General features: G+C 39.8%; 13 protein-coding genes. 4 read left to right on the plus strand and 9 right to left on the minus strand.

Features of this window, described 5'->3' with window-relative positions; translation table 11 throughout:
* Positions 1 to 230: 230 nt before the first annotated feature.
* Positions 231 to 560, minus strand: a complete 330-nt coding sequence (locus tag R3E32_09110) for a hypothetical protein (GenBank protein MEZ4884870.1) — start codon at positions 558 to 560, stop codon at positions 231 to 233.
* 380 nt (positions 561 to 940) lie between these two features.
* On the opposite strand from R3E32_09110, the gene R3E32_09115 reads away from it, so the two are divergent.
* Entirely contained in the window at positions 941 to 1,966 is a 1,026-nt protein-coding gene (locus tag R3E32_09115) for an SPASM domain-containing protein (GenBank protein ID MEZ4884871.1), read from the plus strand.
* A 242-nt stretch (positions 1,967 to 2,208) separates the two neighbouring features.
* Here the strand turns inward: R3E32_09115 and R3E32_09120 are convergent, their stop codons facing one another.
* Genes R3E32_09120 through R3E32_09135 form a run of 4 tightly spaced genes read right to left on the minus strand, consistent with a single transcriptional unit; the run spans position 2,209 to position 8,081 of the window.
* Entirely contained in the window at positions 2,209 to 5,736 is a 3,528-nt protein-coding gene (locus R3E32_09120) for a LamG-like jellyroll fold domain-containing protein (protein MEZ4884872.1), read from the minus strand.
* A 53-nt stretch (positions 5,737 to 5,789) separates the two neighbouring features.
* On the minus strand, positions 5,790 to 6,653 hold the full coding sequence (locus R3E32_09125) for an Rpn family recombination-promoting nuclease/putative transposase (protein ID MEZ4884873.1): 864 nt from the start codon (positions 6,651 to 6,653) through the stop codon (positions 5,790 to 5,792).
* A gap of 51 nt (positions 6,654 to 6,704) precedes the next feature.
* A complete protein-coding gene (locus R3E32_09130; protein ID MEZ4884874.1) occupies positions 6,705 to 6,980 on the minus strand; it encodes a 50S ribosome-binding protein YggL in 276 nt (91 codons plus the stop codon).
* Positions 6,981 to 6,992: 12 nt separating this feature from the next.
* Entirely contained in the window at positions 6,993 to 8,081 is a 1,089-nt protein-coding gene (locus R3E32_09135) for a nucleotidyltransferase domain-containing protein (GenBank protein MEZ4884875.1), read from the minus strand.
* 35 nt (positions 8,082 to 8,116) lie between these two features.
* On the opposite strand from R3E32_09135, the gene R3E32_09140 reads away from it, so the two are divergent.
* A complete protein-coding gene (locus tag R3E32_09140) occupies positions 8,117 to 9,442 on the plus strand; it encodes a hypothetical protein (protein ID MEZ4884876.1) in 1,326 nt (441 codons plus the stop codon).
* Between the two features lie 221 nt (positions 9,443 to 9,663).
* A complete protein-coding gene (locus R3E32_09145; GenBank protein MEZ4884877.1) occupies positions 9,664 to 19,542 on the plus strand; it encodes a T9SS type A sorting domain-containing protein in 9,879 nt (3,292 codons plus the stop codon).
* Between the two features lie 99 nt (positions 19,543 to 19,641).
* Here the strand turns inward: R3E32_09145 and R3E32_09150 are convergent, their stop codons facing one another.
* Positions 19,642 to 20,436 (minus strand): hypothetical protein, encoded by a 795-nt coding sequence (locus R3E32_09150; GenBank protein MEZ4884878.1) that lies wholly within the window; start codon positions 20,434 to 20,436, stop codon positions 19,642 to 19,644.
* A gap of 147 nt (positions 20,437 to 20,583) precedes the next feature.
* The gene (locus R3E32_09155; protein ID MEZ4884879.1) at positions 20,584 to 20,916 is read right to left on the minus strand and encodes a TraR/DksA C4-type zinc finger protein; all 333 of its coding nucleotides are present in this window, start codon (positions 20,914 to 20,916) and stop codon (positions 20,584 to 20,586) included.
* Between the two features lie 380 nt (positions 20,917 to 21,296).
* Here R3E32_09155 and R3E32_09160 point away from each other — a divergent pair, with 380 nt between their 5' ends.
* Positions 21,297 to 22,001, plus strand: a complete 705-nt coding sequence (locus tag R3E32_09160; protein MEZ4884880.1) for a hypothetical protein — start codon at positions 21,297 to 21,299, stop codon at positions 21,999 to 22,001.
* A 32-nt stretch (positions 22,002 to 22,033) separates the two neighbouring features.
* On the opposite strand, the gene R3E32_09165 is transcribed toward R3E32_09160, so the two are convergent.
* Both R3E32_09165 and R3E32_09170 read right to left on the minus strand, forming a co-directional pair.
* Complete coding sequence (locus R3E32_09165) at positions 22,034 to 22,537, minus strand: hypothetical protein (protein ID MEZ4884881.1); 504 nt, start codon at positions 22,535 to 22,537, stop codon at positions 22,034 to 22,036.
* 379 nt (positions 22,538 to 22,916) lie between these two features.
* The gene (locus R3E32_09170; protein MEZ4884882.1) at positions 22,917 to 24,110 is read right to left on the minus strand and encodes an FAD/NAD(P)-binding oxidoreductase; all 1,194 of its coding nucleotides are present in this window, start codon (positions 24,108 to 24,110) and stop codon (positions 22,917 to 22,919) included.
* Positions 24,111 to 24,234 lie beyond the last annotated feature (124 nt).

Raw genomic sequence — 24,234 nt, forward strand, 5'->3', positions numbered from 1 at the left:
TTTACTAAACGTAGAGACAAAGAGACGCAAAGGCTTGATTGTCAGATAGTTGCAAAAATTCAATTTACATCTTAATAGCTTGATTATCAATTCATTAGAAAAACACTGCGAACTGTTGTAAAATACTATTTTGTAAAAAACCAAAAGCCCTACATCGAGCAAAGATGTAGGGCTTTTGTTATTTATATAGTGCGTGTGTATTCAAAACCTGATAAAATGGATATTGTAGCTTATTCCTTACCTTTAGGCGTTGGAGTATTGTCGGTGCTTGCAGGTGTAGCTTGTTTGCCACCACCTAAATCCGCAATGTCGACCAGTGTACCTTCTCGCTCGATACGTGAACTACTATTTGGAGCTTGCACAGGTCTATCGACCATTTGCAGTTCCAAGTCAGAGGTAGAAGCTTTTTGTGGGCTTTCTACCATATTTAATTGCGATTGTTCTGTACTGTTTTGGTTTTGTTGTTCGCCATTAACATTGTTATTAGCCTGAGACAATTGAAGCGAACCCAACAAAATCACAAAACATAATGAGTAAAAAAATGGGCTTGTTTTACACATACTGTATATGATTTATAGTTATAAAAAAATAATTATTTCGTGGTTTTCCTTTGGCTGGTTTAGGGTCTTTAATCTAAAATGTCAAAAGTGCCATGCATCTTAGTGATTAGGCAAAAAACTAAGCTTATTTGATTGTGGGTGCTTCTTATGAGGGCTTACTGCGAAAACTCTTAACTTTTGGTTGAGTTTTTATTTGAAGCACGAAAATAACAGTTATTTTCACTAATCCATCATAAAAGCTTGATTAGTTAATTGTTGTTATGTTTTTTTTTACACTGTCATGACCAATCTGCAATTAAAGTAGGTCATTGTCATAGAGAGTTTTTTTTACACATAATGTATGAAATAATTAAATTATACAATATAAAGCGAAAAAATAAATGTCAAATTTTCATTTTTCTGATACTATTAATTTTCTATCCAAACTCACTGCAAAGCGTATTTGGAATGGAATAAAAATTTTATCTTCTTTTTACTACTCCAAATGGAAACAAGAAGCCCATCAATGGGGATTGCCTTTCACCGTTTCGTTCGAGCCAACTACCTCCTGCAATTTGCGCTGCCCCGAATGTCCGAGCGGTCTGCGTTCCTTCACCAGACCAACAGGTATGTTGCAAAAAGATTTTTTTAGGGACAGCATTGCAGAATTATCAGACCACCTTGTGTATCTCTATTTCTATTTTCAGGGCGAACCCTACCTCAATCCCGATTTTTTGGAAATGGTCAAATATGCATCAGATAGAGGAATTTATACGGTAACTTCAACCAACGCCCATTTTCTAAACGATGCAAACGCTAAAAGAACAATTGAAGCAGGATTGGATCGAATCATTATTTCGATTGATGGCACTACACAAGAAACCTATCAGTCGTATAGAGTGGGCGGAAAATTGACCAAAGTATTGGAGGGAACAAAAAACCTAGTGGCGTGGAAAAAGGAATTGAAGTCGAAAACACCGCACATCATTTTTCAATTTTTGGTCGTCAAACCCAACGAACACCAAATTGACGATGTGCTGCAATTGGGAAAAGAAATGGGCGTGGATCAGGTGGTCTTCAAAACGGCACAGGTCTATGAATACGAAAATGGCAACCCATTGATTCCTACAATTGACAAATATGCTCGCTATGCCAAACAATCGGACGGTACTTACACCATCAAAAATAAACTAATGAACCACTGTTGGAAACTATGGCATTCTTGCGTCATCACTTGGGATGGCAAAATCGTTCCTTGCTGTTTTGACAAAGATGCGAGTCATCAACTCGGTGATTTGAAGTTTGAGACGTTCAAAGAGGTTTGGCAAGGTGAACCCTACAATAGGTTCAGGCGTGCGCTGCTGAAGTCACGCAAGGAGATTGACATCTGCGCCAATTGTTCGGAAGGAACGAAGGTTTGGGCGTAAGAAATTCAAGTTCAAGTAACAAGTTCAAGTTCAAGTAACAAGTTCAAGTAACAAGTTCAAGTTCAAAACACATTCATTTTTAGCCAATTAAAAAAAAACTTCCGATAGAGTAGTACCACAAATGCGTTTTTAATTTTCAAATTTGCAGCGACACTCTATCGAAAGTTTTATTAACAACATAAAGGGCATAGCCCATATTTCATTTATAGTAAATGAATCATTTTTGTTTCACCGTACTTCACCTACTCCAAAACCACTACCTCTCTTGAAAACAACTCAGTTTTAGTTTTCACTACTACATGATAGACCCCCGCCGCTTTTGGCATATCTACCTGCAATGCCTCCTTCTGCAAATGGTCATAATCTATAGTCAAAACTGCTTGTCCAAGTGCATTGTAAATCGTTAGGTTCACCTCTTCTGCTTGCTTCAAATCAAGGTCAATGCTCACCTTATCACGAGTAGGATTTGGATAGATATTGATGGCTCTCAGGTTGGTTACATCCACTTCGTCAATGTCCGTAATGTCATCACAAACCACACCTAAGAAATCAGCCGACATATCGTAGTCGACCGTAAAATGATAGGTAATGCCATCCCCATAATCCCGCTCAAACTCCACCAAAAGATTGTTGTTTTTATCTCTAAGCCGCACAAAACCATTACCATCGTTGTTCGCAAAAAAGTTCAAACCATCATCATCTGTATCTTCAAACCGCAAAACATAACAACCTCTATCCAACTCAAACAAGTCGGTATAAGTCGTATTGCTCGACAGGTTGTAGCGAGAATATAAAATCTCCCCTTTGTCATTCATCAATTCGTAGTAATTTTCTCCTCCAAAATTATTGGTGCGAAAATTCAGAGCCAAATTACCATCATCATACAAAACAGGTGTAGTGAAATGGGTTTCCATGTAGTCGTTGGCAGCATATTCATCATTCCCTATATTGGGCTGACTCAAACGCACCCAAAAACGAGGGTTGTCTTTCTCAAAACCAATCCAATTGAAGAGCGGCAACTCCACGATTTCCTTTTCCATAAACTTCAAATTACCCGACCAACGGTAATAACAAGGCAACAATTCAATTCCTCCTGGACCATAAATACCGTAGGTAATCAAGACCGATTGCAGTGTTGTCGCACCAGTGTTTTGGATTTCAATAATAGGATTGTCACAAATCGGATTAAGGCGGCTGTAAACATCTTTGTCATTCGGTGCAATGATGTCCGAAATAGCAGCATCTAACTGAAAATTGGCCTCACCGTAAGTCACCAACTGCGTTTCCATCACCCAGTTGCCATTTGGAGCCAAAACAGGTTCTTCAATTTCGTAATCAAAAACCACCTTATCGCCAGGCGTTACATAAGGCGTAAGTTCGTGGTCGTAGGTCCGAACATCCATACCAGGACACCATCCAGCCCGATCATAAATCCACGTTCCACCCTGAGGAAAGACAGGGTTATTGGAACATTCTTCCCACAAATCCCATGCAAATTTGCGTTCTCCATTGATGTTCAATCGGTGTTCTTTGCGGCAAAATTCGGCGCAGTTTTCATTGTTTGTACCAAAACCATGCCCCGTTGTGCGGGTTTTCACTCGAAAATACTTGCCTTCCGAAGGAATATTGATTTGTCGAGGCTCTCCTCTTGTATCATCCAAAAAAGCAGTGTATTGGAAACTGCCCGCCCAAACGTTGCTGACGCTGATAACATCTCTCGGCGGCGTTCCTTTGATCATCACAAACTTCAAATCCAACAATTCCTGAGCATTGCCAGACTGCAAATACACCTTGTCGTGTAACAAAGGTGCGTAATCAGTCACATCAAAAACCCATGTAAAACCTTCTGGTCCAAGGTCAAGATTGATTCCATAAGGCGTGATAAAACGTCCCAATTCGTAGCGCACAATGTTGCTATAATAATCTTTGTCTTGGCGAATCAAGGTTTTTTCGGGTGTGCTATAAGTCGAATCTATTGCCTCACCATTTTCATTGAAGGTGTAGTTGTAAATATCTGATTCCCAAACGATCAATTCATCTGTCGGAATCGTAGGGTGATTCTGTGCATCGTCTGCAATGATTTGACCATGCAGATTGTCAAATAAAGTCAATAGAACAGGCATATTTTCTTCCATTCTTTCTGCAATGTTCACTTCAATGTTGGTGGTAAACGTTCCTTGCTCAAATGCAACGTTCGGGCGTTGTTGGCTCACTTCAATGTTTCGGAACAAATCAGTTGCAGCTATCTTTTGGCGACTTGCATCGCCTCTTACCACACCATCGGCTTGTTTGCCCGTTCCATCTTTGACAAACACGCCATTGCTACCATTGAAGGAATACTGCGCCTGCAAATTGTTAATGTTTGGATGCCCCGAAAGATCTTGTTTTTCCATCCATGCTTTGATGTCTGCTTGCTGCAAAGCCACATCCCAGACCCGTACTTCATCGATTTTCCCATCGTAAGAACTTCCATTCCAACGCCCCATAAGCAAAGAGGCATCACCTGTATTCAAAGTGGCCGTATTCTGCGCCACCAACTCACCATCATAATACAATCGTGTGACCGCACCATCATAAGTGAGGCAGTAGTGGTGCCAAGCATTTTTGCTATTCGGTAGTGTCACATCAAAATCAAAGCCTGTGCCCCATTGTTGCACACGCCAGTTATTGTCAGTAGTTGTCGTTCGCAATGAGAAATCTTTGCCAGCAGTTCCCGTTGTTCCCGCTTGAAAAATACCTGCATTGTTGAAACTTTCGGCATAAGCCCATGCTTCAATCGTACGAGGTGCATTTCCTTCAATTTGTACCTCATTGCCCAAGTCCAAATAATCACCATTGCCATCAAAGTCAAAATATGCCTCTTCATTTGCCGTCGTATAAACACTTGTTTTCCAACCTTCATCTTCCGATAAAACCGTATAATCAGTGCTTCCTTCAGGCATTTCATCCCAGCTAAATTCTGCTGCAATACCAGTCACACCCGTCCAGAAAAAAGGTGTGCTAAAGTGAAAACTTACCCAGCCATTTTCGTCTGCCTCCAATGCGGTATTGAGGCGGTAAACGTTCGCAAAGTTGTCTTTTTCGTATCGGTCGGTGTCCAATTCATTGAGCGTTGTGTTTTTGATGCGAATGGTCAAATAATGAACCGTTTGTGGCATGTTCATTTCTCCCAATTGCAGTTTTAAACCATGAACATTTCCTGCCACCAATCCTGTTGCAAGGAGTTCATCTTGTCGCCAAAGAAATTGTGATTTTCCTTTTTGCTGACTTGTTTGAAGCGGAAAACCAATTGCAGTTGTTCCTTCTCCCACAACTGATAGTTGATAATCAGTTGTGTCTATATAATTCACCCTTTTTTGTTCTTCTTGGTAAGTGGTGAAAGTGGGCGAACTAGTATAGGCAAATTTATCTTTTGGACTGCCATTGACCCAAAAATTGGGGTGAGTACGTTTGGTCGAATCCATGATGCCTGTTGAGTCCGTCAAATAGGTATAGGTCAAGTAGTCCCATTCTCCACAGTTGAAGTTATCCTGTTTGGTACTTGGGTCACATTTGAGGGTTTGGTACATCAATACCTTGCGGTAGGATTCCCCCGCAGGAGGAAAATCGAAAGTACCACTGTAACTACCCCAAGCTGGCGGCCCTTCATCTGCAAAGGTAAAAGTTTGAACCTCAATAGTATCGCCTTTCACTGTGATTTGGGCGAAAGTGTTGGAGGTGACTGCAAGGGTAAAAATTGCAGCAGTTAGAAGGAGTATCAGTTGTTTCATAAGTAAGCTAACTTTACTTGTTCAAATTAAAGTGAGCTTAAAGTTAAGGATTTTTACAATTCTTCAATATCTCCAATAGTCAATCCTGTATGTTCTGCGATAACTTTATTTGATATACCTGCTTGTTTCATACTAATGGCTACTTTTTTTATGCCTACCTCTATACCTACCTCTATACCTTCTTCCCGTCCCTCTTCTTTTGAAGTATCTACAACATTCTTCAAATCTCGATAATATTTCAAACTATTTTGATAGGCTTCACGGTCTGTAAGGCTAAATTTAGCAATTTCGGCAGCTTCAAAAAGTTTTTTGAATATTCTATCTTGCAAGGATTCAGGCTTTTTTTGCAGTTCCGCTAAGTGCCGAAAAACAAAGAGCCACTTATCAAACCGATTGAGTAATTCATTTTCTTGCTTCTTAAATTTTGGTAACTCTATATAAATAAACTTCAATTTGTCATAAAATACCTCTCCGTCTTGATTCTTCAATTCTACAACATGTATCAAATTACTGTCTTTTGTGTGGTCTTCAAAAATGAAATCCAATATACTTATCGTATAAACGGCTGCCAATTTAAAATCCCAATCTCCTCTTTTGGCTTGTTCTTGTACAGGAAAAGTAGCGTAGTAAATGCTTCTATCTTTGAAGTGAGTTTGTTTTGCTTTTTGCACTTCAACAATAAATTTCTCGCCTGTCACGCTCTCACAATAGATGTCAAAAATAGCTTTTCTATCTAAGAGTGTTTCTCCAAGATGTTCATTTTTAGTATAGGTAAGATTCTTTATCGTATGCTTTGAAGGCAATAATACGTTTAAAAAATCTATCAATAAGTCTTTATTGGGTTCGCTGCCAAATAACTTTTTGAAGCCAAAGTCAGTTAAAGGATTGATGTATTTATCTGGTATAATGCCTGTCATTTTTGTTGTTTTATTTGCTGCAATGAGAAGTATAAAGTTAAGCCATTTTATCTACATGGGGGAGATATAAACGCCATCTATCCAAATTTCTCCTACAAACTTGTATTTCCTAAAAAAGGAAATCAATACTTTCTTTAAAGATTGAAGGCTGTGATTCGATTCTTCATAATCTAAATATCCTCGGATTCCAAAACGGTCTCCACCTCCACCAAAAGTGAGTTTGCTCGCCTCCACAAAGTTAAGTATGAATTCACGCCAAAGTTTTTCATCTCGTTTTTGGTCAATGGGGTATTTGAAGTCGATTTTAAATTCAAAACCTTTTTCCACTACTAGGTAATTTTATGATTTTTTAAATAACAATTCCCTACGCATCCTCACCAAAATCTCATTCACCTTTTCCTTATCAGGTTCGTCTTGCAAATCACTCTTCGCAAATAGTTCTTCAATCCGATTTGCCTTTTCCTCCGCCATTCCTACCAACTCTTGATACTCAAACTCACCCCGTCGAATTTTTAACAGAAACTCACGGTTTGGGCGTTTGACGACTATACGTTTTTCGGTAGCAATCTCGGCAGCCATGTCGAGGAGTCGGAAAGTGTGCATCATGTTTTTGGCATCGTAGTTTTTGCCATGTGAGATGGTATTTTTGTAGCGGACATCGTTGCGTTTGTCGACCCAGGACCAATAATCTCGGTAATCTTTGCAGTATTTTTTGTAGCCATCGTGATTGAAGTGAAGATAGGTGACGGGCTTCATATCTTTTGGAATGCTGCTAAGAGAAATGTCATTGGAGGTTGATTTCTGAATGATACCTTTGAATTTCAAATTATTATCTCCATTCGTTTCATGTGCTTCAAGGTCGTAGTACAGAGCCATCACATCTTTGAAGTGCGGCACATTCACCAATCCACAATATTCTTGTTTCCAACCCTTTTTTTGCAGCCATTTGACCACACTCATGCTGCCTTGCCCCATAGTTATGTAGGAAAAATCAAGCGGAGTCTTTTTATCTTTCGACATGGGATTGACGATTTTTTTGTTCAATCCCCGTGCTTTTTTGATTTGACTGAACGCATATCCTGCAAAGGTTTGGTGGCAGAGTTTGGACAAAAATAGTTCGGGCTTGACCCAATCCATCACAGAATGCCGAAAGCGCACACAGTCAGAGGATACATTCAACATTTCCAAGAGGTTGGGATTGTTTTTGTAGAGCAAATCTATGAATCGCTGCAATTCGTAAAACACAATATCGTTTTTGGCATCATTGACCTGTGGTGTATAGTCCAAACTCCAAAGTTGGGTCTGTGGCAGCGCAAAAACGCCTTTGAGGTCAATATCAGAAGTGGGCAATGCCAAGCCATACGCCTGACTGCCTGTGATGACTTCAAATAGTTTGAGGCCTTGATGTTGAAGTTCTTGAAGGGTCATTTTTCACTTTTTTCAAATCATTAAAAAATATAAATATGAAACAAATCGAACAAATACAAACTCAAAGTACAAATTTAAAACTAAACACTTTCTTCCTTACATTCATTTGCTGGATTTTTGTACTTCAAAGCACTGCAATCTATGCACAAACAACTGTAAACGAGTACTATCAAGCCGCAACGAAAGCTTATGAAGATAAAGATTTTGAAACTTTTTTGAAGTCCTGCCAGAACATGGATTCACTTCGAGAGAATCACCCTACTATTCTCTACAATTTGGCGTGTGCTTATTCCCTTAACCAAAAAGAAGCCGAAGCCGTTCAAACATTGCAACAATTATTGTTGATTGACGCAAAAGAGCAAATCCGAACAGAAGCCGATTTTGACAATATTCGTTCTTCAGATGGCTTCAAAGAAGTGCTTGCAAGCCTTGATAGCCTTCAAACTCCAATTATATACTCCGATACGGCTATGATTATCCCTGCAAAAACTTTGCATCCAGAATCCATTGCTTTTGATGCTCAAACAGGTGATTTTTATTTGAGCAGTTTTCACCTTCGCAAAATTGTGCGGGTGGACAAAGAGGGTAAGGTAAGCGACTTTATTGAAGAAGCACAGGATGGAATTTGGGCGGTCAGTGGTATCAAAATAGATACAAGTCATCGGTGGCTTTGGGTTACAACGGTTGCTGCTCCTCAAATGGTTCATTTTGAAGAAAGTGAAGATGGACAAACAGGTATTTTCAAATATGACTTGGAGAGTGGTAAGTTATTGAAGAAGTATGTATTGAAGGAAGAAGGACCACATTGGTTGGGTGATTTAGAGTTAGATCCAAATGGAACTATTTATGCCACAGATAGCAAACAGCCGTACATTTTTTGCATAAAACCCGAATCAGATAGCTTAGAACAGTATTTTACTCACCCTAATTTCGTATCTTTACAAGGTATAACGTTAGATAAATCTGCCTCCTACCTTTTTGTTGCTGATTATCAGAATGGCATTTTCAAAATAAACTTGACAACTCAAAAAATACACCCAATATCTCCGCCTAAAAAGGTGATTTTCAAAGGTATTGATGGATTGTATTTTTATGATAATAGCTTGATTTCTATTCAAAATGGGGTAAACCCAATGCGTGTTGTTCGCCATTATTTTGAAGACAACCAATTTACTTTTAACCATTCCCAAATACTTGACCATCACCATCCTGCTTTCGATGAACCCACTTTAGGAGTCATGGTGGGCAGTAATTTTTTCTATATTGCTAATAGTCCTTGGGCTAAATATGAAAAAGATGGCACAATGTTTTCGGAAGATAAGTTATCAGACATTGTTATTTTGAAAATAAATTTGGAATAAATATCAATTCATGGGTGTTTATCAACTCCAAAAAAATTATTTTTAGGGCAAAGAAGCACCTTGATATATATTTATTGTTTTAATTCAATATTGATTTGACACATGTTTGTCAAATTTTACGTACACTCTGTATGTTTACTTTTTCGCTTTTCAAGCTATTAAAAAAATAAATAGAAGAAGTCAGCTAATAATATTCCCGATACTTTAAACGCATAGAAACCATGTCAACAAAGCTTTTTAGGGCTACAATTACTATCTTTTTTATTCTTATTTCCGCAACTTCCTTGCAAGCAGCCACAGTTACGTGGACAGGAAATACCGATGCCAACTGGGATATTGGTACTAATTGGGATACAGGAACAGAACCTACTGCATCGGATGATGTGGTGATTCCACCTATGCTTACCAATTATCCTGTTATTTCATCTACGGGAAACATGGTTAAATCTATCAACATGATAGATATTATTTCTACTTTGGATATTGAAGTGGGGGCAGATCTTACGGTCAGCAATTCAACTTCCGATGCGGTTACCATTGAAGGAACACTAAGTATAGATGGCGACTTATTCATCATAGATGCGGGAGAAAGTGGATTGGTCAATGTTGGGACTATCAACATTACAGGTTCGCTTGAAATCACTGGTACGCTTGGCGAGTTCGCACTTGACAACACCCCTGATGGGATTGAAATAATCAATAATGGAACAATCCTAATTGTAGATTCTGCAATTGAGTCATTGTTCAACATGGCAGACTTAACCAACAATGGCGACCTATTCATTCAAGGAGGCATTGCAGGTTTTTTTAATGCGGGCAACTTTCAAAACTTTGGGACACTGGATATCAACATAGACGATGCCCCTGAAGGTGGTGCTATTTATAACACTAGCCAATTTACCAACAATCTTTGTGGTCAAGTAATAACCAATAATAGAACTGATAATGATGTAGAAGGTTCTTCTTTTGACAACGATGGCGTAATCATTCTCAATGGCAACAATGACAATTCTGGTACAATTACAAACAATGGCATCATTTACAATCCCAATTCAACGGCACTAACTACAACTGGCTTTGGATCTGTTTACACCAACTTGACTACCAATATCTGGACAGCTTGTGCTGGCACAACCAGTTGGGAAACAGCAGAAAACTGGAGTTTAGGGGTAGAGCCAGACGGTACTTACGACGTAATCGTAAGCGACTTTTCGGCAAGCTCTACTTTTCCAAGCATTTCAACTACTGGAAGTACAGCCAAATCTGTCATCATTCAAGTAGGTACTTCTCTTCAAATAGAAACAAACGGAGAATTGACTATAGACGGTTCCAATTCCAATGGTTTGCACAATTTGGGAACACTCACAAATGATGGAGGGTTGAGCATTTTGAACTCTGCAAGTGACGGCTTGCGAAACGAAAACATGGCTACAAATGCAGGAACAATCACCATTACAGGCACAGGAGACGATGGATTGTTCAATCAGATTGGCTCTGACTTTTTGAATAGTGGAACCATCAATATTACTGGAAACCATCCAGAATCAGGAATAGACAACCGAGCACTTTTCACCAATGATGGCGAAATCAACATCAATACCTCCAATTCACCCTCTGATGGTTCGATTTGGAATATTTCAGAATTTGATAACTCCAGTTGTACCACAATTACCATCAATGATGAAATTGACAATGGAGGCGCAATTACTTTTACCAACAATGGAGTCATCACCTCTACCTTCAATGGAGTCAATGTAGGTACAATCGAAAACGAAGGAGTTATTTACAATCTAAATGGCGGAACTTTCACTACTAATGTAGAAAGCAACGGATTTGAGTTTACAAGCACAAATACTACTGTTTGGACAAATTGTAGCGATACAGACACCAATTGGTCGAATGACGGAAACTGGACTGCCGATTCACCCAATGACTCAAAAACAGCAATTGTTCCTGCGGGTGTGGGGTTTTATCCCACCATTCTGTCAACTGCAAATGTGGGTGAATTGAACATTGAATTAGACGCATCCGTTACCAATCAATCTACCTTAAACACAGAAATCATTGACAATAGCGGCCAACTCTTCAATGATGGTTGTGAATCTATCATCAACATTACCAATAATTTAACCAACAATGCAAGCGGAGAAATAGTCAATTTGGGTACTATTAATTTATTGGAGGCATCTTTTACCGATAATGGAACTTATGAAGGAAATGCAACTGGAGTTTCTCCTCCAGACATTCTTTATGTGGACGTAGATGCTGTTTCAGGAAACAACGATGGTACTTCTTGGGAAGATGCGTATATAGATTTACAAGATGCTTTAGCTTTTGCAGCCACTTGTCCATTAGAAATTTGGGTAGCAGAAGGTGGATATTTTCCAACAAGCACCTCCAATAGAGGCATTTCCTTCTATCTTCCCGATGGAGTAGAACTCTATGGTGGTTTCAACGGAACAGAAACCCTTAGAAGTGAAAGAGATTTTCTGTTGTATGAAACCATACTGAGTGGGGATATAGGTGCTGACAACGATGATAGTGACAACAGCTATCAAGTAATCATAGTAGATGAAGGCATCAGCGTAAAAATTGACGGATTTTATATTGCAGATGGAAATGCCAACGAAACAGACAACGAAGTACTTCAAAACAAAGGAGGAGGAATCTACAACTTAGGAGAAGCCATCATCCAAAATTGCGTTTTTTACAACAACAATGCTTCCTATTCGGGAGGTGCAATATTTAATGGAGAATTCAAAAAAGACAATACCAAGATTGTGAATTGTATCTTCAAAGCCAATTCGGGATATGCCATCGCCAACTATTTTTCTGATTTAGCCATCGTCAATACCCTCATCTCGGGAAATGATGGTGGTGGAATTGACCATACTGGCTCAACTAGCAGTCAAATACTATACATGAGCAATTGCACTGTTGTAGGAAACCATGGCGAAGGCATACACATGGATGAAACGGGTTTTAATGCCATCAATTCCATTTTTTGGGACAATGAAGTAGAAGGAATACAAAATGAAAACACGCAAATTTCAGATCCATTTTCCTCAACCGTCAGTTTTTCTTGCATAGAAGGAGGATGGTCAGGCAGTGGGACGAATAATATTTTTACCGACCCATTATTCATGACTCCTATTGACCCAACTACTTCTCCCTCTCCAGATGGAAACTTTACCCTTCAACCTTCTTCTCCTGCCATCAATACAGGAGATACAGCTAGCATTCCAACAGACGCAACCGATGTAGATGGTGATGGCAATATCGAAGAAGAAATTGATATTGATTTGAGTTACAATCTTAGAATTCAATTCAATACTTTGGATATGGGTTGCTACGAAGCATCTTGTGATGCGGATGCACCTATATGGACGGGAGAAATAGATACAGATTGGAGCAACCCTTTAAACTGGTGTCCTAACGGTATTCCAGATGCCAATGCCGATGTACAAATTGGAGCTATAGAAGCAGAGAGTTCCCCTGTCATTGCCTCCAATGTAGGTACAGTCAAATCCATCACCCTAACAAATGGCACTTTAACTGTTGATGCCAGTGGAGCAATATACATTGATGGATCTGATGCAAATGGTTTGAATATTTCAAACGGAACAGTTGTGAATAGTGGAAATATTTCGGTTGTCAATAGCTCGACAAATGGCGTTTCTGTTGCCTTAGATGGTGACATTTTCAATAATAGTGAAGGTAGTCTTTATATAATTGACCCGCTTCAAGATGGGCTAAAACTTACTTCAAATGGTGAATTCTACAATGACAGTGACGCAACATTAGAAATCAGTGGCGCAGGGGAAAATGGGCTCTCACGACGCGGAACAAGTAATCTATTCAATCTTGGGGAAATCAATATTAATCAAACATCCCCAGATAAAAAATTAGTTCCCATTGAAACCAATAGTATATTTGTAACGTCAGGTATAGGAGCAATTTACAACTTTCAATGTGCCAGCATTACGTTCGATGATGTTTTGGAAAATGGAGGAACAATTACTAACGATGGAATCATTCATGCAGATGGCACAAGTTTCATCAATACAGGTACTTTCCTACAAGGTTTCACAGGGATTATTTTCGACCCCAACGATATTTTTGCCAGTCCAGGTGGTGGTTTTGTCAATCAAGGCACAATTCTCAATGAATCTCAAGCAAGCAGTACAACAAATATATGGACAGGCTGTGCAGAAGACTTAGATTGGGATACAGCAGACAACTGGTCATTAGGGACAGAACCTTTAGCTATACAAGATGTCATTATTCCTAGTTTAGGAGAGAGTTCTAACTATCCCACTATCTCTACTACTGGAAACGTTGCCAAATCTATACAAATAAACACAAATGCCAGTCTGGTAATGGACACCAATAGTGAACTAACCATAGACGGCGGCGAAAACGGCGTTTTTGTGGAAGAAAATGCAGATTTGGAGGTGAAATCACTTGCCACATTGAACATTCTCAATACGACCAATGATGGATTCGAAAATGAAGGCACAACGACTATTCGTGGAGAATTAAACATTCAAGACTCCAATGACATCGGTATTTTCAATTATGGAATATTTGAAGTGTTTTCAGGTGAAATAATTTTAGGAAATTCAGGTACTCAAAGCATCGTAAACCTCGGTAATGTTGCAGAATTCATTAACGAGGGTACTGTTTTGATTTCTCACAATTCTTCTACAAACAGTGCCATCTCCAATGCAACAAGTGCCTTATTCGTGAACGATGGCGAATTAAACATTGAAGTGCTCTCTTCAAGCGAAGCTATCCAAAACTTGGCATCTTCCGACTTTACCAATACTTTCTGTTCAAACATCACGCTAAATCGTGAAATAGTAAACAATGCCAATTTCACAAACGAGGGTTTATTAACTACCACTTTCGATGGCACAAACAACATATCAGGTATTTTCACCAACAATGGAGTTATCAACGACTTCTACAATTCCTTCAATGGTGGCGCAGATATTACCAACAATAGCCTCATCATTTTACCCCTTACAGGCTGTTTGGGAGAATCAATTGAGAACGCCTTGATAGATGGAGGTACGAATTTGGATGTTTCAACCAATTGGTATGATGGAGGGTCAGAAAGCAGTGCTGGCACTTACGATTCCGCCAATAACACTTTTACTCCTGATAATACAATCATTGAAGTAGGTACACATACACTTGACTTTTACATTGACGACCCTTCCAATGAATGTGCTTTATATACCAGCATTGAAGTAACCATAGAAAATTGTGTTCCTGATTTCATCTGGACAGGAGGCAGTGAACCTGCAAATTCTGATTGGAACGACCCCAACAATTGGAGCACAGGCATTATTCCAGACTATAGTGATGAAGTGACCATTGCAGATATTTCACCGCTTACCAACTACCCTATCATTGATGATTTTGTAGAAATAGGAAACCTCATCATTGAAGCCAATGCTTCAGTAACCATCGCTAATGGCGGAGAATTGATTACATTCTTTACCACCACAGGCATTGATATTCAAACAGGAGCAAGTATGCTCATTGAAGACGGAGGTGCAGCACTCATTTTTGAAGCAAGTGTCACAGGCGTAAATGTTGACGGCAATTTGAATGTTAGTGGACATTTATTTATTTCTTCATCAGGAGTAGGTTTGAATGTGGGCGCAACAGGTGTGGTAAATGACAATGGATTTATTGAAATTAACGAGGGATTTGGTGGTATAGGTGTAGGTGACGGAAAAACAGGCATCATAAGTGTGGTCAATTTCTTGGAAATTCAAAATGGAGGAACATTTGAAGTGACCGCAGGCGATACTTTAGTGATTGATGGTACAGCAAGTGGTCTTGGCCCTGAAAAAGCAGGTTTTTCTGATGGGGATACAGGTATCAAAATTTTTGGCGGCGGAACTTTTACCTCTGAGGACACAGGTGTAACACAGGTCATCAATATTTCGGGAATGGGAATTGACAATGAGGGAGATGTGAACAATAGTGGCGAAATGACCATCACAGCAGAGGATACTGGCATTAGAACTTCCAGCACTTTTACAGACGATGGAAGCGTGATAATCTCCAAACCAGAAGCCACCGCAGGTTTCAAAAAAACAGGTGGCGCAAGCGTAGTCAATTTCTTGGAAATCCAAAATGGAGGAACATTTGAAGTGGTGGATGATGGCGATTTGACCATTGATGGAGAAGATGTTGGACCTACCTTAAAGGCAGGTTTCGTCAACAACGATACGGGAATTGATGTCAATGCTGGAGGCACTTTCACTTCCGAAACCAATACCAACATTCATGTCATCAATATGAGTGGTTTGAGTACAGGAGTCGTCACGAATGGAACGATAGACAATGGCGGCAGCATGGAGATTACGGTTGAAAATACAGGGATGCAAATACAATCAGACACAACCGAAAACAGTGGTCAAATCACTATTTCTAAAATTGAAGGTTTATCCTTTGCTGCAAAAACATCAGGAGGTGCAAGTGTAGTCAATTTTTTAGAGATTCAAAATGGTGGTACTTTTTCGGTCTTATCAGGGGCTTCTCTACTCATTAATGGTCAAGTTACTGGTGCCCAAAAATCGGGCGCAACCAACGCACTGCTAAACGATACGGGCATTGCAGTAAACAGTGGAGGTACTTTCATTGCAGAAACCAACTCTGATGTAGATGTCATCAACATGATTGGCGCAAGTATTGGCATGAGTACAAGTGGAACAGTCGAAAACGATGGCGATTTTGACATTACTACAGAAAGCAGAGGCGTTGAAGTACAAGCAGGTGAATTTAACAATGGCGGAGATTTGGACATTTCTAAAATTGACGGTTTATCCTTTGCTGCAAAAACAACAGGCGGGGCGAGCGTGGTCAATTTCTTGGAGATTCAAAACGGAGGCACTTTTTCGGTTTTATCAGGTGGCTCTCTACTCATCAATGGACAAGATACTGGTGCTCAAAAATCGGGTGCAAGCAAAGCACAATTCAACGATACGGGCATTGCAGTCAACAGCGGCGGTACTTTCATTGCCGAAACCAATTCTGAAGTGGATGTCATCAACATGATTGGCGCAAGCATTGGCATGAGTACAAGCGGAACAGTCACCAACGATGGTGATTTTGACATGACAACAGAGGGCAGGGGAATAGATGTTGAAGCAGGTAGCTTCAGCAATGGTGGAGATTTAGACATTTCTAAAATTGAAGGACTATCTCTTGCTGCAAAAGCATCTGGCGGTGCGAGTGTGGTCAATTTCTTAGAAATTCAAAACGGGGGTACATTTTCGGTTTTATCGGGAGCTTCTCTTACGATTGACGGACAATCTACCCTTGTTGCTAAATCAGGCGTTTTATCAAATGACACAGGTATTGATGTCAATGCAGGAGGTACTTTTGAAGCGCAAGATAGTTCTACCGTCAATGTCATCAACATGATTGGCGCAAGTACAGGAGTAGTCAACAACGGGCAACTTTCGGACGCTGGTGATTTCACCATAACCACCGAAAATATCGGAATGATGGTACAATCCGATAGCGTTGAAGTAAGTGGTACACTCACAATTACAGTTCTCGAATCTCCTTCAAAATCCATGTTGAAGAAAGGTGCTGTGAGTGTAGTCAATTTCTTGGAGATTCAAAACGGTGGAACTTTTGAAATTGCATCTGGTGGAGAAGTAATCGTGGACGGAGGAGGTGGCCCTTCAAAATCGGGAAAACTGAACAATGATGTAGGTGTAAGCATTGATTCGGGCGGATTACTACACACTGACAGTGAAGCAATTTTGCAAATCAAAAACATCATTGGCGAAGGTATGGGCATGAGAAATGATGGTACAGTGAACAACGACGGAACCGTTGACTTCAATAACATTGGCGGCAATGCCTTGGAAAACAACGAAGAGTTCAACAACAACGACTGTTCGGTGTTCATCACAGATAGCAAAGTCAACAATACAGAAGATGCCGACTTTTTGAATCAAGGCTTGATTTCGTCCAGTTATGGCGAAAATGGCGAGCAACACGAAAATGATGGAATGTTCGTAAACGAAGGAATTATTGAAGACCCTAACAATGCTTTTGTGAATATCATTGGAAATCCAATCATTGAAGTGGATGACGGCAATATTTCTAACTATACACTTTTCACTCCAATGTTCACTTGCTTTGGTGAAAATGTGGAAAATGCCACCAATAAACCCCTTGATGTCAATGGTGTATTCACCGTCAATATGTGGTACACAGATATTTCACTCACTGAAGTTGCCGGGATTTATATCTTTTCCGAAATACTAAATATCAACCGCTTTGTACCCAACTTCAATGTCTTAGGTCCTGGCACGCATACAATCTATGTGAGCGTGGACAGCGATACCTTTGCAGATTGTGGAGCAACAAATGTAGTATTGGTGAAATTGACCATTTATGACCTTCCCGAAATTACTCCAATTGACCAAGCTATTTGCCTCAACCAACCATTGACTACACCTTTGGGAGTAGAAGACAATGGATATGATTATACTTGGTACGACCAAGAAACGGGCGGCAATGTTCTGACTACTGGAACGGAATATACTCCAAATCCGCTGCCAACAACGACAACTACGTACTGGGTAGAAGCTGCAAATTCGCAAAGCTGTATGAGTGACGGCAGAACAGCAGTCACACTAACCGTTTACGATTTGCCAGAAACACAAGAAATCACTTCCAGCAGTGATTTCGTACTTTGTGAAGAGGACAACATCGTTTTAGGCGCAGGAAATTATCCTGAAAACTATACCTATCAGTGGTCCAATACTGCCACAACACAAAGTATTACTGTCACCTCTTCTGGTATTTATACAGTAACTGTTACGAACGAAAACGGCTGCACAACAACCGCAGATGCCACTCTTCTAAGCTGCTGTAATGCCGTTGCAGGTACACTTATGCTGGTAGAACCAGATGTGTGTGTAGGCGATGACCTCGTTGTAAGTACAAATGGCACACATCAAACCGATGATGGCTATGTTTTATACTATTTGTTGGTGAATGAAACAACGGGTATTATTGAAGCAGTCAATACCACAGGTATATTTGCAGGTGTGGCAGAAGGGGATTACGAACTATATAGTTATGTGGAATTAAGTGTGTTGCCACCTGTTCCCTCTCCTGTGGGTAGTTCTAATTTGTTGATAAGCAGTATTGGTACATCAGATGTTGGATGTTATGACCTTTCCACACTTCAAGCGGTCACCATGCCAGAAATACCAAGTGCAGAAGTTACCTATAGTACTACAAATGGAGCAAGTAGCCTCACCAACATGGCAACCATCACCATCACAGGTGGAACGCCTTCTTACTACACAGACTTTACATCTACAGGGGCTGCTTTCTTAAACAGTTTTGCAGTAGGGGTTTATACGGTTAATTATTCCGATGAAGCTACTTGGAACTTGATAGTTACGGACGACAATGGCTGTGAGAGTGCCGCATGGATAATTGGTTCATCGGACAATCCAAATGTAACCATCAACAGTGTGGTCATTACAAAGGAAACGTGCATAGGTGATGAAGATGGAGCAATCAACATTGCAGTGAGTGGTGGATTTGCTTGTGTTCCTCCTCCTGCTTACACCTATAGTTGGACAGGACCAAACGGTTTTGTTGCCAGTACAGAAGACATCTCTAACTTGGTATCAGGCACTTACTACGTCACCATCAACGACTGCAATGGCGGAAGTTTGACCGACGATTTTTATGTGGGCAGACAGCCTTCGGGTAGAGGCAGAGGTCGAGGAAGTGTTGGCTGTGCAACAAGTGGCAGCAAAACAGACATTGTCAATTCAGGTGAGACTTTCTTACAAGTTCGTCCAAATCCATTTAGCTATTATACGACTATTGAATTTGGCATTGCACAAACGGCTATTGCAGACATCACACTCTACACTTTGGATGGTAGAAAAGTGAAGGAAATTTACCACACACTTGCCGAAAACGATGCAGTTCATCAGATTTACTTTGAGGCTGAAAATATCAGCCCAGGTATGTACTTGCTGCGATTAACAACCGAAAGTGGGGAAATGGTGATAGAGAAGTTGGTGGTACAGTAAATCAATATCGAATTAAACAAAAAAAGGCTCAACAACAGTTTCAAAACCGTCATTGAGCCTTTTTTTATATCATTATTGATTGAATTAGAAGCTTATCCGCTACCAACGTTTACCAAACATGAACTTCACATACAAATTCAAAAACAAAAACTTATTGTAATCTATCTCCTCGTCCAATGCCACCAAAATTGGTACACGAGAAGCATACACATTCACCATTGCACCTACTTCCAAAGCCTTTACATACTCATTGTAGTTGGCCCAATCAAACATAAGGGCAACTTTTGCCTTTGCACCGGGATAAATTTTCATTTCGTTGAGGCCAAAAGAAAATCCGGAAGCTCCGTAAATGCGGTTTTGACTCAGAAAAATATTGGCATTTCCTTCAGGTTCTAAGCCATCTTCGTATTTTTCGTCACGAGTCGTGAAGTTGATATTGCTGCCATTTCCATAAATCAATTCGAGGTAATAAGGTTTGGCAAGTCCCAAAGACAATCCACCCGCATAATACAAACCTATGTCCACCCCACTTTTACGCCCCTTTTCCGCCAACATTTTTATTTTGCCCACTGTAAAGTTGAGGTTGTAAAAATTGTTTTGTTTGGCATACACATACCCACGAGCAGAATTGCGAGAAGAAGCAAAAATGCTTTGATTACGGTATTCTTTTGGATGTTTAATGTCCATCAACTCAATTTCATAAACGGTTTTTTTGAAAATATTGTTGATTTTTACAAAGTGTGCATTGATACCAAAGCCATTGGTATGGGCTTGAATACCCATGCTAAATTCCCGCTTAAACACCACATCATCGTAGGTCAGGGTGCTGTTTTGGGCGGCCAAAAAGTTGGGAGCCAATACAAGGAAAACTACTAGGTAACGTAAATAGGACATAGGGGTGATTTTAAAAAATGAGCAATCTTAACTCTAAATTTACAAAGAATATTACAAAAAATAGATTCTTTTTGTTTATGATACCCCTATTTCTATCAATTCTTACTGCAAAAATGTAGCATGACCGACCGAAAAGGGCAATACATCTCAATGAGCACAGCGCACACAAGTAGCACTTTCAGGCATATACATCAACCGAGCCATTTGAATAGACTGACCACACTTTACACATTTCCCAAATTCGGCTTCGTCAATTTTCGACAAAGAAGTTTGTAAATTCGACAACTTTTGCCTCGCTCGCCTTAAATTCTCCTCATTCACCCCCTTATTATTGATGGCATCCATTCGGGTAATTCTTCCCAAAGCATTGTCTGGGGAAATAGGTTGGGTCAGCACTTCCAACTCAAAAATCTGGTCTTCCACCACTGCAATTGCCTCCTCCATTTTTTGCTTCAATTCTTCTCTTTCAGCCAAGTCCATACGCTACCAAATAGTTGATTTGTGTTTACAATAAAATACTCTCTAATAACAAAATAGCTGTGCAACTGTTTTCGTACATTTGGACTTTAAACGAAAGACTAAAACCTTATAGGTTTAACTTACGAAAATACATACAAGTTTAGTAACTTCAAGAAATCATATAACCTACGTTTCGGTCATATTTCACAGAGCATTGAAAATCAAATTTAATAATAATTAAAAATCTATCAATTGAGATAAAAATAATTTCTTAGTAATTTGATTTTTATTTTATTATAAAAAAGTTATCGAAATGTAGGATATAATTAAACACCTATAAGGTTTGAAAGCCCTTATTAAAGTCTTTCGTCTTATGTCTAGAACATAAAACAAACCATCAAATGAAAAAATTCTTCTACACCATCGCTGCCTTATGTTTCCTCACTTTCTCCCTTCAACTATCAGCCCAACAAACCGAAACCTCAAAAGAAAACGCCTGCAAAGTCATGATGCCCACGCTTGAAGGCACTTACGAAGGTGACTGCAAAAAAGGTTTTGCAGAAGGAACAGGTAAAGCTGTTGGATTGGATCAATATGAGGGTGACTTCAAAAAAGGATTACCACACGGCAAAGGCACTTACACATGGTCGAATGGTGATTACTACATCGGCAACTGGAAAAATGGTGAGCGAAACGGTGTAGGCATGATGCGGATTGCAGGAGAAGCCACTACTGAAAAACCCAAAGACAGAGAGGGTATATGGAAAAATGGCAAATTTGTAAGAGCCATCTTTGAAGCCAACCACAAATTCCTCCGAAAACAAAATGTGGTCAGTGCTTCTGCCAAAAAAATGGATGATGCCATCAATAGAGTCCAAACCAACATCACCAACGCCTCAGAAGTCCGAGATTTGATGATTATCAATGATAGCGGCATCCTCGAACAAGACGGCAACAACCGCATCACCATCCGTGATCCGCAATTCCCTCTCCACGTAAAAATCAACTACCGAACTTCCTCTAAATTATCTGGAACAGACATAGATGTTGTCGTAGAATACATCCTCGGATCTCCTGGTAATTGGATGGTGACTTTGAGGCATTGAGTAAAGTTCTCCTCTTTATTATCATTTGTAGCTTAAAATTCCTGATTCAAAGCCGTGTCTGTTCCACCTTCATTAGAATCTTCAGGCAAGGCTATTGAAGTGGGAAGATGATTGTTATTAACAGGTACAACCGTAATATCCGACTCTTTCCCCCAAAAACTTTGATTTAAAGTCAATGCTATTTGGCAATCAGTAGCATCTTCTGTTAGCAGCAATGACACAGGTAATTGATTGTAAGTGACAGAAATAGCAGAGCCATGAGAACCTGTACCCCATTCATAACTATAACCTTGAAAAGGAATCCTATCTCCATTGATGTAAACATATACTGGGAAAGGAATTTCAGGAAAATTAATTGGATCAAAAGAACATACAGGAACGATTTCAACATCCGCATCTTCTAAATCACAAACACTTGTTTTGGCATGATTGAGTATTTCGTTATCCAACTCCGTTACAATTTCTGCATCTTTACTACAACTCGTCAACGCCAATAAGAGGGCAAAAAATAGGCTAAAAAGGATTCTTGTGTTCATTATTGATTGCTTTAATTATGAAAGTTATGATTGTCATCTGTATAACCTCTGCCCTTCCATAAACGCTGCATATAAGAATCGTTATTTATGATAAATAGCCCGTTCAAGTGTGAACACTTGAACGAAGCCCTTGCCGCAAGTTTCCTAACTTACAGAATGTTAATCTTTTAGAAAATGGAAGTCTTAGGAACTTCCGTTTTCTGTAGGGAGTAGTTTTTTGAACAGAAAAAGATAAAGACCTAACTTGAAGCAAAAACTTCTGAAATTTTTGTTTTTAAAAAAAGTGGTTGTCACTGAAGTCAATCACCTCTAAAGTCTAAATTTCAGAAGTCTATTTCACTTCACATATTTTGCGATAGGCAGTCAGTCTATAGTAATCCTAAAACTCCCTTCCCTTCAACATTCCATGCCAGTACATTTTCGGCAAACCATAAGCCTTCAAAGCATACATACTGTAACGCTCCTCACTTTGGTCGAATGGGAAAGACTCTGCAGGTTGTTTATCGTAGTCAAATTCTGCCAAAATCAACTTGCCATAGCCCGTCACCAAAGGACAAGAAGTATAACCATCGTAGTGTTTCGCCAGTGGCTGTCCATCCATCAGTGACATTAAATTTGCGACCGTTGTAGGGGCTTGTTTGCGGATAGCAGCACCCGTTTTGGAAGTCGGCAAATTGCTGCAATCTCCCAGTGAAAACACATTCTCGTAGCGGGTATGTTGTGTGGTGTATTTGTCCACTTCTACCCATCCCGAACTTGCCGCCAAAGGACTGTTCTTGATGAAATCAGGTGGTGCCATTGGAGGCGTGACGTGAATCATGGAGTATTCCATTGTGGTTTTTTCACCTGTTTCCATGTGTACAAAATCTGCCTCTTTTTTGTCGGGTCGAAGTGCAGTCAAATTGGTCAACCAATGGCGGTTGATGCCATAACGGTCGGCTACTTTGGTCAAAGAAGCGGCATACTTAGGCACTGCAAAAATGCCTCCGCCCGCTTTGCAGAAATGAACATCTACTTTCTTTGACAAGCCGTTTTTGCGGAAATAGTCAGAAGCCAAGAAACAAATTTTGATGGGTGCGCCACCGCACTTGATGGGTGTAGCGGGTTCGGTAAAAATCGCATTGCCGCTTTTGGTGTTTTGAATAGCAGCCCAAGTAGAATCCACTGTTTCAAAAGAATAATTGCTGACTACACCTGTACCAGGTTTGCCCACGCTTTCCTTCAATCCAGGAATGAGTCCCCAATCTATCTGAATTCCTGCTGCAACGACCAAATAGTCGTAAGTCACTTTTTTACCACTCTTCAGCGTAACACTGTTGTTGTCTGGGTCGAAACTTTCTACAGCGTCTTGTATCCATGTCGCATTGTGTGGAATAAAATCGGCTTGGTTTCTTTCCGAAACGCTTTTGTCAAAAACACCTGCACCTACCAAGGTCCAAATCGGTTGATAGTAGTGTTTGGTGCTTGGGTCTATGATTGCCACTTCTGGAGCGTTGGGTTTATTACATAATAAGGATGCTACGGACAAGCCTGCACTCCCCGCTCCAACTATAAGTACTTGATAATGTGCCATAATAATTATTTTAATATGTTTAAGTTATTATTATTATTGATTAAATGGTATATCCGTTTTAGACTTTAGACGAAAGATTAAAGACATAAGACAAAAAGTTTTAAATCATCGACAGCAATTAAAT

The sequence above is a fragment of the Chitinophagales bacterium genome (genome assembly GCA_041392475.1).
Lineage (GTDB): Bacteria > Bacteroidota > Bacteroidia > Chitinophagales > UBA2359 > JAUHXA01.